General features: G+C 71.6%; 16 protein-coding genes and 1 pseudogene. 10 read left to right on the top strand and 7 right to left on the bottom strand.

From position 1 onward, the window contains the following. Window positions 1–25: 25 nt before the first annotated feature. The 6 genes and pseudogenes from Q3W71_RS27925 to Q3W71_RS27900 all read left to right on the top strand — a co-directional run bounded on the left by Q3W71_RS27925 (window position 26) and on the right by Q3W71_RS27900 (window position 4,397). Window positions 26–358, top strand: a complete 333-nt coding sequence (locus tag Q3W71_RS27925; protein WP_302922447.1) for a helix-turn-helix domain-containing protein — start codon at window positions 26–28, stop codon at window positions 356–358. Between the two features lie 179 nt (window positions 359–537). Beyond that, window positions 538–723: pseudogene (locus Q3W71_RS27920) on the top strand (sigma factor); the annotation flags it as partial. Window positions 724–743: 20 nt separating this feature from the next. Continuing rightward, entirely contained in the window at window positions 744–866 is a 123-nt protein-coding gene (locus Q3W71_RS27915; protein ID WP_302922578.1) for a hypothetical protein, read from the top strand. Window positions 867–933: 67 nt separating this feature from the next. After that, entirely contained in the window at window positions 934–1,560 is a 627-nt protein-coding gene (locus tag Q3W71_RS27910; protein WP_302922446.1) for an ABC transporter ATP-binding protein, read from the top strand. Then, window positions 1,557–4,145 (top strand): hypothetical protein, encoded by a 2,589-nt coding sequence (locus Q3W71_RS27905; RefSeq protein WP_302922445.1) that lies wholly within the window; start codon window positions 1,557–1,559, stop codon window positions 4,143–4,145. Before Q3W71_RS27910 ends, Q3W71_RS27905 begins: the two co-directional genes overlap by 4 nt. Before the next feature lie 93 nt (window positions 4,146–4,238). Continuing rightward, entirely contained in the window at window positions 4,239–4,397 is a 159-nt protein-coding gene (locus Q3W71_RS27900; RefSeq protein ID WP_302922444.1) for a hypothetical protein, read from the top strand. 96 nt (window positions 4,398–4,493) lie between these two features. Here the strand turns inward: Q3W71_RS27900 and Q3W71_RS27895 are convergent, their stop codons facing one another. Beyond that, a complete protein-coding gene (locus Q3W71_RS27895; RefSeq protein ID WP_302922443.1) occupies window positions 4,494–5,657 on the bottom strand; it encodes a winged helix DNA-binding domain-containing protein in 1,164 nt (387 codons plus the stop codon). After that, window positions 5,654–6,793 carry an epoxide hydrolase family protein gene (locus tag Q3W71_RS27890; RefSeq protein WP_302922442.1) on the bottom strand — a complete coding sequence of 380 codons (1,140 nt, stop codon included), beginning with the start codon at window positions 6,791–6,793 and terminating at the stop codon, window positions 5,654–5,656. Before Q3W71_RS27890 ends, Q3W71_RS27895 begins: the two co-directional genes overlap by 4 nt. A 42-nt stretch (window positions 6,794–6,835) precedes the next feature. Between Q3W71_RS27890 and Q3W71_RS27885 the strand changes: the two genes are divergently transcribed. After that, window positions 6,836–7,792, top strand: coding sequence for a YafY family protein (locus Q3W71_RS27885; protein ID WP_302922441.1), 957 nt, complete (start codon window positions 6,836–6,838; stop codon window positions 7,790–7,792). A 73-nt stretch (window positions 7,793–7,865) separates the two neighbouring features. On the opposite strand, the gene Q3W71_RS27880 is transcribed toward Q3W71_RS27885, so the two are convergent. Together Q3W71_RS27880 and Q3W71_RS27875 are read right to left on the bottom strand one after the other, a co-directional pair. Next, window positions 7,866–8,051 carry a DUF397 domain-containing protein gene (locus Q3W71_RS27880; RefSeq protein WP_302922440.1) on the bottom strand — a complete coding sequence of 62 codons (186 nt, stop codon included), beginning with the start codon at window positions 8,049–8,051 and terminating at the stop codon, window positions 7,866–7,868. Continuing rightward, window positions 8,042–8,845, bottom strand: coding sequence for a helix-turn-helix transcriptional regulator (locus Q3W71_RS27875; RefSeq protein WP_302922439.1), 804 nt, complete (start codon window positions 8,843–8,845; stop codon window positions 8,042–8,044). The genes Q3W71_RS27880 and Q3W71_RS27875 overlap by 10 nt, the downstream gene beginning before the upstream one ends. Window positions 8,846–9,070: 225 nt before the next feature. Here Q3W71_RS27875 and Q3W71_RS27870 point away from each other — a divergent pair, with 225 nt between their 5' ends. From Q3W71_RS27870 to Q3W71_RS27860, 3 genes are all read left to right on the top strand, one after another. Next, on the top strand, window positions 9,071–9,451 hold the full coding sequence (locus Q3W71_RS27870; protein ID WP_302922438.1) for a hypothetical protein: 381 nt from the start codon (window positions 9,071–9,073) through the stop codon (window positions 9,449–9,451). A gap of 164 nt (window positions 9,452–9,615) precedes the next feature. Further along, window positions 9,616–10,383 carry an SGNH/GDSL hydrolase family protein gene (locus tag Q3W71_RS27865; RefSeq protein WP_302922571.1) on the top strand — a complete coding sequence of 256 codons (768 nt, stop codon included), beginning with the start codon at window positions 9,616–9,618 and terminating at the stop codon, window positions 10,381–10,383. A gap of 177 nt (window positions 10,384–10,560) precedes the next feature. Further along, entirely contained in the window at window positions 10,561–11,463 is a 903-nt protein-coding gene (locus tag Q3W71_RS27860; RefSeq protein WP_302922437.1) for a sulfurtransferase, read from the top strand. 15 nt (window positions 11,464–11,478) lie between these two features. Here the strand turns inward: Q3W71_RS27860 and Q3W71_RS27855 are convergent, their stop codons facing one another. The 3 genes from Q3W71_RS27855 to Q3W71_RS27845 all read right to left on the bottom strand — a co-directional run bounded on the left by Q3W71_RS27855 (window position 11,479) and on the right by Q3W71_RS27845 (window position 13,831). Then, on the bottom strand, window positions 11,479–12,660 hold the full coding sequence (locus Q3W71_RS27855; RefSeq protein WP_302922436.1) for a hypothetical protein: 1,182 nt from the start codon (window positions 12,658–12,660) through the stop codon (window positions 11,479–11,481). Next, window positions 12,657–13,184 carry a SigE family RNA polymerase sigma factor gene (locus Q3W71_RS27850; RefSeq protein ID WP_302922435.1) on the bottom strand — a complete coding sequence of 176 codons (528 nt, stop codon included), beginning with the start codon at window positions 13,182–13,184 and terminating at the stop codon, window positions 12,657–12,659. Before Q3W71_RS27850 ends, Q3W71_RS27855 begins: the two co-directional genes overlap by 4 nt. Before the next feature lie 68 nt (window positions 13,185–13,252). After that, a complete protein-coding gene (locus tag Q3W71_RS27845) occupies window positions 13,253–13,831 on the bottom strand; it encodes a TetR/AcrR family transcriptional regulator (RefSeq protein WP_302922434.1) in 579 nt (192 codons plus the stop codon). Between the last annotated feature and the right edge of the window lie 81 nt (window positions 13,832–13,912).

Below are 13,912 nucleotides of genomic sequence, written 5' to 3'. Positions count from 1 at the left end.
TCGTGACGAGCACGACCAGTGCCCCGTGACCGACGTTCTCCGTCGGGTCGGCGACAAGTGGACGGTGCTGGTGGTGGTGCTGCTCGGGCAACGGCCGCACCGATTCAACGAACTCCATCGCGGTATCGAGGCCATCAGCCAGCGCATGCTCACCCGCACGCTGCGCGGTCTGGAGCAAGACGGGTTGGTGCACCGAGAGGTCTTCCCCACCAACCCGCCCAGTGTGGAATACCGCCTCACGCCACTCGGTACCTCACTACTGGAGCCGCTCTCGGCGCTCGCCGAGTGGGCCATCACGCACCAGCCGACCATCGCCGCCAGCAGGGGTGTCAACATCCGCCAGCCCCGCGACGCTTAGCTACCGGTTCCGTCCCACTGCCAAGCCTCCCTACTGCGACGAGGTGGGGCTGGGGTGTCGACCGGCGCTGACGGCAGGAAGGTCAGACTGACCCGGAATTCGGCTGCCCGGGCGGCAACCCGGCGACCCCGAGGTGACGTCTGGGGAGTCGTCAACGACTACCCCAAGGATCGGCTCGTGTGGACCCTGCACTGAGTGAGTTCGACTCGTTCGTCCGGACCCGGACACCCGCCCTGCTGCGGTCGGCGTACCTGCTGACCGGGGACCAGCACCTCGCCGAAGACCTCGTCCAGTCGGCGCTGGCCCGGGCCCACCGGTCCTGGGGCCGGCTGCACGACAGCGGCAACGCCGAGGCGTACACCCGGCCACGACCCACTCCGGTTGCATGTGGAAGGACGCCAACGGGTCCGGGGACGACCAGACGTTGGGGCGTAACCAGAACGACAGCAACGTGGCTCCCGCCAACAGCGACGAGGTGTCGTCCTGGCGTACGGCCTACAGCTGCTGAATAGTCAGACATCGTGATGTCACCACTCATCCGTACGCAGAAGGTGCGCAAGGCCTACCACTCTGAGGTGGAGACCGTGTGGGCCGCACGAGATGTGGATTTCGAAGCTCGCCCGGGTGAGTTCGTGTGCATCTATGGTGCCAGCGGCTCAGGCAAGTCGACGCTGCTGAACCTGATGGCTGGCCTGGATCTCGCCGATTCCGGCGAGATCCAGGTCAGCGGCGTCGATGTCACCACCGCGAACGAGAGCCAACGCGCGCAGCTGCGGCTCGAGACGGTGGGCGTCGTGTTTCAGGATCACAACCTGATCGAGGAATTCACGGCCGTGGAGAACGTCGCACTGCCTTCGGAGGCGCGCGGCATGCCGGCCGAGGCCGCGCGAGCCGAAGCCGCCGACCAACTGCGCCGAGTCGGGCTGGAAGGCCTCGACAACCGGCTACCTCGGCAGTTGTCCGGCGGACAGCGCCAACGGGTAGGGATCGCGCGGGCGCTGACGGGACAGAGAGCCGTTCTCCTGGCTGACGAGCCGACCGGGGCGTTGGACTCCGCCGCCACCCAAGAACTGTTCGCGCTCATCCGCGCCTTGTGCGACCAGGGAGTCACGGCCGTGGTCTGCTCGCACGATCGTCGGTGCCGCGACTACGCCGACACTCGCTACGAGATCATCGATGGACGCTTAGAAGCCCGTTCATGACCGAAGCAAGCTCTCCGGCGTCTCTCGTGGCGCGCCTGCGTTTCGTCCTGCGGCTCGCCCGGCGTCTCATCCGCTCTCGCGAGCTGGCCCGATCAGCGTCGATTGTCTTTGTCGCCGGTCTGGCCATCATGGCGATGTTCGTCACCCTGCGGACGCTGTCCCTGTCGGGCGCTCAGATCGCTGACCGGGATCTGGGTCGGTTCGGCGCCTCCGTCGGCTACGGCAGCATCGTGCTGCCACCCGGAGAAAACCAGTTCGTGTCGGACGTGCGGGCGCAGGCTCTCCGCGCCGGACTCACCGATTACGAGGTCATGCTCAGCGCGTCCTCCACGCAGCTGGCCACCACTCCCGCGCGTAGCGTGCCTATGCTGGAGGCCTCCTGGCGGGATCAGCCCTTCCCTGATCGGTACGACTTGCTGTCCGGTCGGTGGCCGACCCGACCAGGCGAGGTAGTCCTCACCGAGCCCCAGGACGCCCCGGAGACTGCCGACGGCACCCTACCCCTGCTGGGCGGCAAGGTGAGGTTCACCGTCGTCGGCACCGCTGAGGACCAGTTCGCCCGTAGCACGAACCTGCTGGTCGCCCCGGGCACCTGGGCATCGCTGGATCCAAGCCTCGCCCAGGGATTTCCGGTGCTGGGCGCGCAACCGTTGCTGCTGTGGTCTGGGGGCGACGCCGAAAGCGCCGTGACAGCCTTCACCACCGCGATAGGCGACTACACCCGACGGTCGCCCACCGTCACCGAGGGGGCGGACGCCCTCGTGGTCGGTGGCACACTGCGGTTCCGCGAGCAACTCCTCGAGCGGCCCGAGCGCACCTCGATCGAGCGCACACCTGCCGGCTACACCATTCCTTCGCTGCTGCTACCCGTCGCGGCGGTCCTGCTCGTGTTCGGACTCAACAATCGACGGTTCCGACGGATATCGACCAGACTCGTGGCTGTCGGCGTACGCCCAGCGACCGCCGCCGCTGCGCTCACCATCGCCGCTTCAGCCTGGTGCGCAGCCGCAGCCGCAGCTGGAGCGATCGTCGGGACAGCAATCGGTGGGGTGGCCAGAGCGGTCATCGCGCAGCTGCGTGACTGGCCGCCCGGCCCGATCGAGGGACTTGCCGCGCCCCCGTTGCAGATGCTCGCACTGGTCGTGCTCACCAGCGTGTGCGCCGGCGCAGCGCTCGCCCGCGACAAGGAACGGGTCAGCTCTGCTGTGGCTCATCGTTCCCGTCCAGAATCCCAGACGACATCTACAGCTCAGCGACACATCCGAGATGCGCGGCACCTCCTCGCCGTCGCCGCATGGTGCGCCACCGTCGCTTACGCCGTGCGAGTCGACTCTCCGGCCAAAGCGATGATTCTTACCGGTGTGCTCACGCTCGCGGTGCTGCTCGTCGTTCCCGACGTGCTCGACCTGGTGCTGCGAGTGCTGCCCGAAGGCGGGCCACGCCGTCGCCTGGCGCTTCGGCAACTAGCGGCCGACAGACTCCGCGCCGGAGCGATTGTCGCCATCCTCACGGTGCTGCTGGGCGCGTCCATGGGCTTCCTGACGTTGCTCGACACCCTCATTCGCACCACGGATCAGCAGGCCTACCCGGACGCGCTACCCGGCCAAGTACTCCTGGCCGACCGCGCCAGCAGCACGCTTCCCCCACCAGCGGCGTTACTACGAGCCGTGGACGCCTCCGGCGTCGCCGACGGGCTGCCCCGTGCGGAACTGGCCTACCTGTTCACCACCGACACGTCCGGCATTCCGACACGGTCGGTTACCCGCGACGGCCACAACGGCAATCTTCTTGCCGTAGAGACCGACGGCCAGGTCGAACAGTTGATCGGCCACTCCCTCAACCCGACGCAACGCGCCGTGCTGGCCGAAGGCGGACTGCTTGTATGGGCCGACGCACCCGACGCACCCGACGCACCGACGCGCAACACGCGCCTTGCCGTGAAGGAGGGCGACAAGGTCACCAGCCGGACCCCTGAGCTACCCGTGGCCATCGTCGACGTGCCACTCGTCGAATGGCGCACCGGCACCGACGGCGTGATGCTCCGCTCCACGGCGGCCAGTCTTAACCTACCCGTCCCGCGGAACGCGCCTCTTATCATCACTGAGGTCTCCGATAGCGCAGCCAAGGCCATGCAAGAGGCCGTCGGTCGTGCAGGCATCGATGCGCAAGCGGTCCGGATCTACGTGCCACCCAAGCCACCCGTTCCAGCCGCTGCACTGCTAGCCACCGCCGCTGGGCTGGTGATCCTCGTGCTCACCGCCGTGTTCTCCGCTACCCGCGCCCAGACCCGTACGCTACGCGGCTACCTGACCCGCCTGGTATCCATCGGCATTCCCCCCACCTGGGCACGTCACGTTCTGCTCTACCAGTACGGCATCCTCATCGCTACGAGCACCCTGCTCAGTCTGATCATTGCCTTGCCGCCCACGGTGGTCATTGCCCTGCGAATCTCCGGCTTCGTCCTCAGCATTCCATGGGCGCAACTGCTCACCCTGCTCACAGCGATCTACCTAGCCACTGCCCTGGCCGCACTCCGCTCCGCCCTGAGCCTCCGCGCCCGCGAGCAACTCGGCACAGGTATCTGACGCCACAGACACCGCAACGGCGAGGTCGACGACGGCAACGTGGAGATGAGGCAGGCCGACATCAACTGCCAGGTCAACTGATTGGCGTAGTAGGTGACCGGAAACCGAGTGGCGGACGACCGCAGGGAAGCCCAGCCCGGCCTGGAACATGGTGCCCGGGTCTTCGCGGGCACCATGTTCGCCGCTGTCTACGGTGAGCAGGCGGAGCCGGCCAGCCTCAGGGGCATGCAGATCATCGGGGTGGGCGGCTAGGACGGGAGCGACCGGGTCGGCGATGTGGGGTGTCCGGCGGGTGCGGAGGCCGCCACATCGCCGATCCGCCACATCGCCCGATCCGGGGCGTCGTCGTCAGGCGTGCGGGCCGACGCTCACCGGGCCGATGGTCAGCGTCGGCCGGCCCTCCAGGATCTCGCCGACCCGCTCGACCTGCGCCTCCAGCGCCCGCCGGGTCGCGGCGCGCAGCGGCGTCACCGGCTCCACGGTGACGTGGATGGTGCGGCCGGAGCGGCGCTGGTGCCACACCCCGGCGACCGTCCCGTCCACCAGCAGCACCGGATAGTTGCCGGCCTGGCCGCGGGCCAGCGCCCGCCGCCCGACCGCGCCGGGGAAGAGCAGCTCACGGGGGTGGCAGCCGACCTGGTACACGTCGAAGTAGGGCAGCAGCCGCACCCCGCTCGGGCCGTCCGGCGGGAACTCGGTGTCGCCGGCCGCCACCCACGCCGGGGTGCCCTCGACGGTGACCTGGTCCAGCTCCAGCGACGCGAACAGCTCCGCCGCCCACCGCCGGGGCGCCGACAGCCACTGCGCGAACTGCGCCGAGGTGGCCGGCCCGTACGCGTACAGGTAGCGGCGCACCAGTTCGGCGAGCGCGGCAGGGCCGGCCATCGGGGTGAACCCGGGCAGCCAGCGCGCCGGACCGGTGTAGGTGCTGGTCCGCCCCCGGTTCGGGCCGAAGCACATCGCCCCGCGCCGGGTGGCGGCCTCCATCGCGGCGATCCACCGCGGCCACTTGTCCTGGAAAGCGTCCATCACCCGGTCGCCGGCCCACGGACCGGTGCGGTCCACCACCGCCTCGGTCAGCTCCGCGGTGGTCAGTTCGGCGTCGCGCAGCGCGTCCGCGATGGCCGCCACCACCTGCTCGGTCTGCTCCGTGCTGAGCAGGGTGCGGGCCTGCTCGTGCGGCGGGACCGGCATCGCGGCCAGCGCTCCGGTCCACAGCGGCAGGTCCGCGGCGGCGAGCAGGTGCACGGTGGCGCGCGGCCCGCGCGTCTTGACCAGCGTGCGGTCCGTCCACAGGGCCTGCCGCACGGTGGTACGGGTGGCGCCGGCCACCCGCAGCCCGATCGACAGCTCGGCGGCCGAGGCGACCTGGGCGTGCGCGCCGCAGATCGCGGAGACCACGCCGGCCACCGCCTCCGCCGGACCGGCCCCGCCCGCCGCGCCGGCCGGCGACGCGAGCGCGTGTCGTTCGAGCCGGCGGGCGCAGACCTGCGACCAGGTCAGCGTGGTCATCGCAGCTTCCCGAAGAAGGTCCGGATGTCGGCCGCGTGCGCGTGCGGCACCTCCATCGCCACGAAGTGGCCGCCGGGGTTCCCCTCCGGCCAGTGGATGATCCTGTTGTGCCGCTCGGCGAGGCGGCGGACGAGCGCCGGCCCGCCCCCGTAGACGCCGCTGGGCACCCGGTCCTGGCCCTTGGGCCAGGCGAACGCGGTGTTGTCGTACATGAACCAGGACGAGGTGCCGGCGGTGCCGGTCAGCCACCACAGCGTCGCGTTGGTCAGCAACTGGTCGCGGGCGATGGCCTGGTCGGGGGTGGCCGCGGTGACGGTGAACTCCTCGAACTTCTGCACCAGCCAGGCCAGCAGGCCGACCGGGGAGTCCTGCCAGGCGTACGCGAAGGTCTGCGGCGCCGCGCGCAACAGCGTGTGGTGGTCCACGCCGCCGCTCATCCACTGCTGCATCTCGGCCCAGAAGGCGCGCTCCGCCTCGTTCATGTCCGGCACGTCGGCCTCCGTGGGGAAGCCGAGCCCGCCGTCGATGTGGACGCCGACCACGTGCTCGGGATCCGCCACCGCCAGCTCCGGCGCCACGTACGCGCCCAGGTCGCCGCCCTGGGTGCCGTACCGGTGGTAGCCGAGCCGGCGCATCAGCTCGGCCCACATCCGGGCGACCCGGCCGACGGTGAACCCGGTCTCCGGCGGGGCCTGGGAGAAGCCGAAGCCGGGCACCGACGGCACCACCACGTGGAAGGCGTCCGCCGGGTCGGCCCCGTGTGCCCGTGGGTCGGTCAGCGGCCCGATCAGCTCGGTGAACTCGACGAAGGAGTTCGGCCAGCCGTGGGTGAGGATCAGCGGCAGCGCGTCCGGCTCGGGCGAGCGGACGTGCAGGAAGTGCACGTCCAGTCCGTCGATCTCGGTGACGAACTGGGGGAACTCGTTCAGCCGCGCCTCCTGCGCCCGCCAGTCGTACCCGGTCGCCCAGTGCTCGGCCAGGTCGCGCAGGTAGTCCAGCGGCACCCCGCGGCTCCACCCGTCGCCGGGCAGTTGCCGGGGCCACCGGGTGCGGGCGAGCCGGTCGCGCAGGTCGTCGAGGTCAGCTTGCGGGATGTCGATCCGGAAGGGCGTTATGCCGACCACGCTAGGTGCCATGTAGGTCAGGTTCTGGCACACATGGTGGTTAGTCTGGCGGCCATGTCCGACACCCCCGCCCGGCTGCTGACCCTGCTGTCGCTGCTCCAGACCCCGCGCGAGTGGCCCGGCAGCGAGCTGGCCGCGCGGCTCGGCGTCAGCCTGCGCACCATCCGCCGCGACGTGGACCGGCTGCGCGAGCTGGGCTACCCGGTGCAGGCCACGATGGGCGCGATCGGCGGCTACCGGCTGGTCGCCGGCAAGGCCCTGCCGCCGCTGCTACTCGACGACGAGGAGGCGGTGGCCATCGCGGTGGGGCTGCGTACCGCCGCCGGGCACGCGGTCGCCGGCATCGAGGAGGCATCGGTACGCGCGCTCGCCAAGCTGGAGCAGGTGTTGCCGACCCGGCTGCGGCACCGGGTCGGGGCGCTCGGCGCGGCCACCGAACCGCTGCTGACCTGGAGCCGGCCGACGGTGGACCCGGAGCAGCTCACCGGGCTGGCCGCCGCCATCGCCAACCGCGAGCGGCTGCGGTTCAGCTACCGCCGGCACGACGGTGTGACCGCTGAACGCCGGGTGGAGCCGCACCGGCTGGTGTCGGCCGGGCGCCGGTGGTACCTGGTCGGCTACGACAACGACCGGGACGACTGGCGGATGTTCCGGGTGGACCGGATCAGCGAGCCGGTCTCGATCGGGGTGCGCACCGCCGCGCGGGAGTTGCCGGCCGCCGACGCCGCCGCGTACGTGACCGGCAAACTGACCGAGCTGACCCCGGTGTACCGGGCGGTGGTGACCCTGCACGCCCCGGCCGAGACGATGGCCGGCCGGGTCGGCGACACCCCGGCGGATCTGGTGCCGATCGACGCGCGGAGCTGCCGGCTGACCAGCCACAGCGACACCCTGGAGTGGTTGGCCTGGCGATTGGTGACGCTGGGCTGCGAGTTCGAGGTGCACGAACCGCCGGAGCTGGTCGCCTACCTGCGCGAGATCGGCGGCCGGGCCACCCGGGCGGTGGGCTGATCGACTCCGTGTCGGCGAGGTGGGGGTGTCGGCGGCGCGGTGATGCCGCCACCTCGCCGATCCGGCGTACGCCTCAGCGTCGCCGCGCGAAGTCGACGAACGCCCGCCAGTTGTGCGGCTCGACGGTGAGCACCGGGCCGGACGGATCCTTGCTGTCCCGCACGAGGACGACGCCCGGCAGGTTGTCGGCCACCTCGACGCACTCACCCTGCGTGCCGCTGCGGGTGGACTTGCGCCAGGTCGCGCCGATCAACTCCACGAAGTCATCACTTCCTTCATCAGCTCGATCGACTGCCGGCGTGACAATGCCTCACTGCGGACGCTCTCCCACCTCGACAACAGAGTAGACAGATCCTCATCTCTGTCGACCACCACGCCACCGAGCTGTGTCTCCAAGTGACCAACCCATCCGCCGTCGTCACCTCGGGCCAGCACGAATGGCCCGTCCAGCCCGACATGCACACTGACCTCAGCGGGTATCACATGGACGCTGATGTGCGGACTCTCCGCGCATTCGACGAGGTGGTCGATCTGCTGGACCATCAACCCACGAAAGCCCTCGTCGGCGCGGCGGAGAACCGACTCTTCGATGACCGCTACGAACTTGGGTGGGTCCGGTCGAAGGAACACCGACTTCCGATCCATGCGGACAGCCAGCCGCCGCTCCACCTCGTCATCGCTGATCGCGTCGTCGCAGCGGATCAGGGTGCGGGCATAGTTCTCGGTCTGAAGCAGCCCGGGAACCAAGCTGGGCTGGTAGCACCGGAGCTGCTGCGCGCGTCGCTCCGCCTCAAGCCAGGGGCGGAACCAGCTCGGCTGGCCGTCGCGCTCGGCAAGCTTGAGCAGCGACATCAGCAGGCCGCCGGTGGCCAGCACCTCGTCGGCGCGCTTGAGGAAGAACCGGTCGAGGGGGCGTTGCCCAAGCTCGACGGCGGACACCTGGGAGCCCGAGAAGTGGACGAGCTTCCCGAACTCCTCCTGACTCAGCTCGGCCTTCAACCGCAGTCGCCGCAGTTGGGCGCGGATGAGTTCGGTGGTCGGCTCGGTTTCCACAGTTCCTCCACAGATCCGCCGGCTCCTGCCCGGGGGGTCACGCAATGACGGCGCGTCGCTTCGTCCTCGCCTCGCCCGCTGTCGATGCCTTCCGACAGTAGTGGCCGCCACAGCAGAGTGTCACCAGCGGTCACGCTCGCCAACGGTGGCGGGTGGGCCGCGCCGGGGCCGCTCCGGTTCCCCCGTGCCGGGCGGCCCCGGCCCCGGCAACCCGAGGAGGTCGACGTGGACAACCGCCGGTACGGCGATCGGCGTCCGGTGCGGCTGCGCCCGCTGCCCGTGCCCCGCCTCGGCCCGTACGCCGACCGGCCCCGGGCCTACCCCGCGGACCGGGTGCCGCACCTGCCGCTGCGCCCGATGTGGCTGTGCCGGGCCTGTGGCCGGCCCTGGCCGTGCGCGCAGGCGCGGCTGCTGCTCCGGGTCGAGTACGACGGCCACCCCGTCGACCTGGCCGTCTACCTCTCCGGGCTCTACCACGAGGCGACCCACGACCTGTTCCGGCTGAACCCGCACGACGGCCCCACCCCGCGCGAGCTGTTCGAGCGGTTCGTCGGCTGGGGGCCGTACCGGCGGCCGGTGGTCGAGCCGGCGGACAGCGAGCGGTGAGCGGTGAGCGGTGAGCGATGAGCCCGGGTCGACACCGGCACCGCCGGTGCCTCGTCCGGCGTGGGGGTCGCCACACCGAGCCGGTGGCCGGCCCACGACGGCGCCCGGGCGGTGGAAGACTGACCGACCGACGCGGATCGGACCCGGAGGCCGGAGTGGCAGACGTGCGCTGGCGCAGTTACGTGGCGGTGGGGGACAGCTTCACCGAGGGGATGGACGACCCGTATCCGGACGGCACCTACCGGGGCTGGGCCGACCTGGTCGCCACCCGGCTCGCCGCCGAGGCCGGCCCCGACTTCCGGTACGCGAACCTGGCCATCCGCGGTCGGCTCTTCCCGGACGTGGTGGCCAACCAGGTGCCCGAGGCGGTCGCCATGAAGCCGGATCTGATCAGCTTCGCGGCCGGCGGCAACGACGTGCTCCGCCGTACCTTCGACCCGGACGCCCTGGTCGCCCGCTTCGACGACGTGGTGCGGGAGCTGCGCTCCGGGGGCGCCGACGTGATCCTCTTCCGGTTCGCCGACGTGATGGCCCGGCTGCCCGGGCAGCGGCTCGTGGCGCCCCGGGTGGAACTGCTCAACCGGGCTGTCGGCGAGACCGCCGAGCGGCACGGCGCGATCCTGGTCGACCTGTACGCCGACGACACGTACCTCAACCCGATGCTGTGGAGCACCGACCGGCTGCACCTCTCGCCGGCCGGGCACCGGCGGGTGGCCGCGCAGGTGTTGGGCGCGCTCGGCGTCGGCTGCGACGACGAGTGGCTGCTGGTGCCCGACCGCCCGTTGCCCAAGCCGTGGCTGGCCGCCCGCGCGGACGACCTGCGCTGGGCCGGCCAGCACCTGGCCCCCTGGATCAAGCGCCGCCTGACCGGCCGCTCCTCCGGCGACACCATCACCGCCAAACGCCCCTCCCTAACCCCGATCACGGACTAGCCCTCCGCCACCCTTCCCCGCGATCTTGCACTTCCGGCCCTCGTTTCGTAGTCATATGGCCCTCTTGTCGGGGCAGCAGGTGCAAGATCGCGGGAGTGGTGGGGAGCACACCACATCTGCTGGACTCGATCTGGGATGGCCGCTCGGCGGGGCGGGATCGGGCGTACCTTGGGGATCATGTCTGTGCCGAGCGATCCCGATCCCCGACTTCAGTCCTACGCGGACCCGCAGCGGCTGGTCACCACCGGCTGGCTGGCCGAGCACCTGGGCGACGAGGGCCTCGTCGTGGTCGAGTGCGACGAGGACGTGCTGCTCTACGACACCGGCCACATTCCCGGCGCCGTGAAGATTGACTGGCACCTGGAGCTGAACGACCAGGTGACCCGCGACTACCTCGACGCGAAGAGTTTCGCCGAACTCTGCGCCGCCAAGGGCATCGGCCGGGAGGACACTGTCGTCTTCTACGGCGACAACTTCAACTGGTGGGCCGCGTACGCCCTCTGGGTGTTCTCCCTCTTCGGCCACCCGGACGTGCGGCTGCTCGACGGCGGCCGGCAGAAGTGGATCGCCGAGGGGCGGGAGCTGACCCGCGACAAGGTGACCCGGCCGCGCGCCGACTACCCGGTGCCGCAGCGCGACGACGCGCCGATCCGGGCCTACCGCGAGCAGGTGATGGCGCACGTGGCGGCCGGCCGGCCGCTGGTCGACGTCCGCTCGCCCGGCGAGTACACCGGCGAGATGCTGCACATGCCGGACTACCCGCAGGAGGGCGCGCTGCGCGGCGGGCACATCCCCGGCGCGGTCAACAAGCCGTGGAAGTCCGCGGCCAACGACGACGGCACCTTCAAGTCGCCCGACGAGCTGAAGGCCATCTACGCCGACCAGCTCGGGCTGAGCCCGGCCGACGACATCGTCGCGTACTGCCGGATCGGCGAGCGGTCCAGCCACACCTGGTTCGTGCTGCGCCACCTGCTCGGCTACCCGCAGGTGCGCAACTACGACGGCTCGTGGACCGAGTGGGGCAACCTGGTGCGTGCCCCCGTCGTCAAGGGCGACCAGCCCGGCGGGCTGGCGAGCTGAGCGGGGCGGCTGGGCTCAGCCGGCGGCGAGGGAGACCTCGCCGTACAGGTCGCGCAGCACGCCGGTGATCTCCCCGGTCTCCGGCTGCCAGCGCAGCAGCCCGCCCGGGTCGTGGCGCAGCAGCACCGCGCCGCCGGCGTCCCAGCCGAGCACCTCGCAGCAGCCCTTCCAGCGGTCCCGGCCCAGGTCGAGCAGGCGGGTCACCACGCCGGTCCGGGCGTTCAGCACCACCACCCCCTCGACCCCCTGGAACTGGGCGGTGGTGAGCCAGCCGGCCCGGGCCACCAGGTCGCCGTGCTGCCAGCCCCGCCCGTAGAACTCGTCGACCCCATTGCCGCTGGGCAGCGCGCGCAGGTCGAGCCGGGTGTCGCCGCGCGTGGTCTCGTCGCCGCTCCACTGCCGCACCCGCAGGCTCGCCACGGCGCCACCCACCTCCAGCAGGCCGTCCGTCACGTGCGCGGGGTCGGGGGCGACCAGGTCCCAGGGGTACGCCCGCAGCTTCCGGGTGGTCCCGCTGCCCCGGTCCACCTCGTACGTGGCGGCGTCGTCGCCGACGAGGAGCCGGTCGCCGGCCCAGAGGACGTGCTCCAGGTAGCCCTTCAGCGGGTAGCGGCTGACCGTGGCGGTGGTCAGGTCGACCACGACGACCACGTCGGTCTGGGCGAAGGCGGCCAGCCGCCCGTCCGGGGCGAGGCTGCCGGTCTTCAGCGGCACCGCCTCGTTGCCCTCCGCGTCGCGGGTCCGGGCCGGGGTGAACACGTCGAGGTCCCGTACCACGCCGTCGTCGCCGAGCACCCGGATCCGCCCCTCGACGCCGGTCGCCGGGTCGACCGGCTGGTAGAGCGCCAGCGCCCGGCGGACCGGGCGGGTGGAGAGCGGCGCGGCCACCGGGTCGGCGAGGCGACCGAGCGGGTCGCCGGGATAGCTCAGCCGCTCCGGCGGTCGCTGCACCGGCGACGCGCTCGGCACCGGCCGTACGGTCGGCGTGGCGGGCGCGATCGGCGCCGGCGGGTCGGCGGGGCGCAGGGCCAGTGCCGTACCGCCGGTGAGCAGGACGACCGCCACGGCGGCGGCGCCGGCGGCCCGGCGGTTACGCCGGACCCGACGGGCCCGCTCCCAGCCGGCGGACGCGGGGTGCGCCGGCCGGACGTCCTCGGCGGCCACGGTCAGCAGCCGGGTCAGTTCCTCTTCCCTCACGGCTTCACCTCCATCCCGCTGGGCAGGCCGTCGTCGCGGCCCAGCTCGGGGGCCACCTCGCGGAGCCGGCGCAGGGCCGCGTGGCACTGGCTCTTCACGGTGCCGACGGTGACCCCGAGCGCCTCGGCGGTGGCCGTCTCGGTCAGGTCCTCGAAGTAGCGCAGCACCAGCACCGCGCGCTGCCGGGGCGGAAGCTGGCCGAGGGCGGCGTGCAGGGCGAGGCGCAGCTCGCCGTCCCGGTCCCGGGCCGCCTGCTCCGGCGGGTACGCCGACAGCCACTCCCGCCGGCGCCGCCGCCACCAGGAGACCGCGTCCCGGTAGAGGATCGCCCGCACGTAGGCGGCCGGGTCGCCGTCGCGCACCGCCGGCCAGCGCAGGGCGAGCTTGAGCAGCGCGTCCTGGAGCAGGTCCTCGGCCTGGTGCCGGTTGCCGCAGATCAGGTACGCGGCGCGCAGCAGCCGGTGCTGGTGGCTCTCGACGAACGCCACGTAACCGTCGCGCCCGTCGTTGCTCACCGGTGCCATCCGCCCTCGCTCCCGGCCGTCGCCGTCCCCGTCACCTGACAGACGCTCGGCGCCGGGGAAAGGTTGGGTCAGTTCGCGGGCTGGCCGGTCAGGTAGCGCTGGAGGGTGGGGGCGACCCAGCCGACCAGCTCCTCCGGCGTCATCGCCACGACCGGCGGCAGCCGGACGATGTAGCGGGTGAAGGCGAGGCCGAGGATCTGGCTGGCGACCAGGCCGGCCCGCTTCCCGGTGCTCGCCGGGTCGGTGCCGAAGCTGGCCACCGCCGTGGTGAGCTGGTCGGCGAAGACCCCGCGCATCCGCTCGGCCGCGCCGGGGTTGGTGCTGGCGGCCCGGAGCAGGGCGGCGAGCGTCTCGTCGCCCTCCCAGCGGTTGAGGAAGTGCCGGACCAGCACCTCGCCGAGGTTGCCGGGCGGCACCTCGGTCAGGTCGGGCAGCCGCAGGTCGAACTCCGCCGCCGCCGCGAACAGGCCCTCCTTGCTGCCGTAGTAGCGCATCACCATCGACGGGTCGATCCGCGCGTCGGCAGCGATGGCCCGGATGGTGGCCCGGTCGTAGCCCTCGGCGGCGAACCGTTCCCGGGCGGCACGCAGGATCGCCGCCCGGGTGGCGTCGGACCGGCGGGGGCGGGTGGGTGCTGCCTCGGTCATGCCCACCACCGTATGCCAACGCTTGTTGACACTCCATCGACGGGGGCCTACCGTGATGCCAACAGACGTTGGCCAACGAGC

Origin of the sequence: Micromonospora sp. C28SCA-DRY-2, from assembly GCF_030519475.1 — a bacterium.
Classification (GTDB): Bacteria; Actinomycetota; Actinomycetes; order Mycobacteriales; family Micromonosporaceae; genus Micromonospora.
Note: the sequence above shows the minus strand (reverse complement) of the source record. Positions and strands in the feature narration are given on the sequence as shown.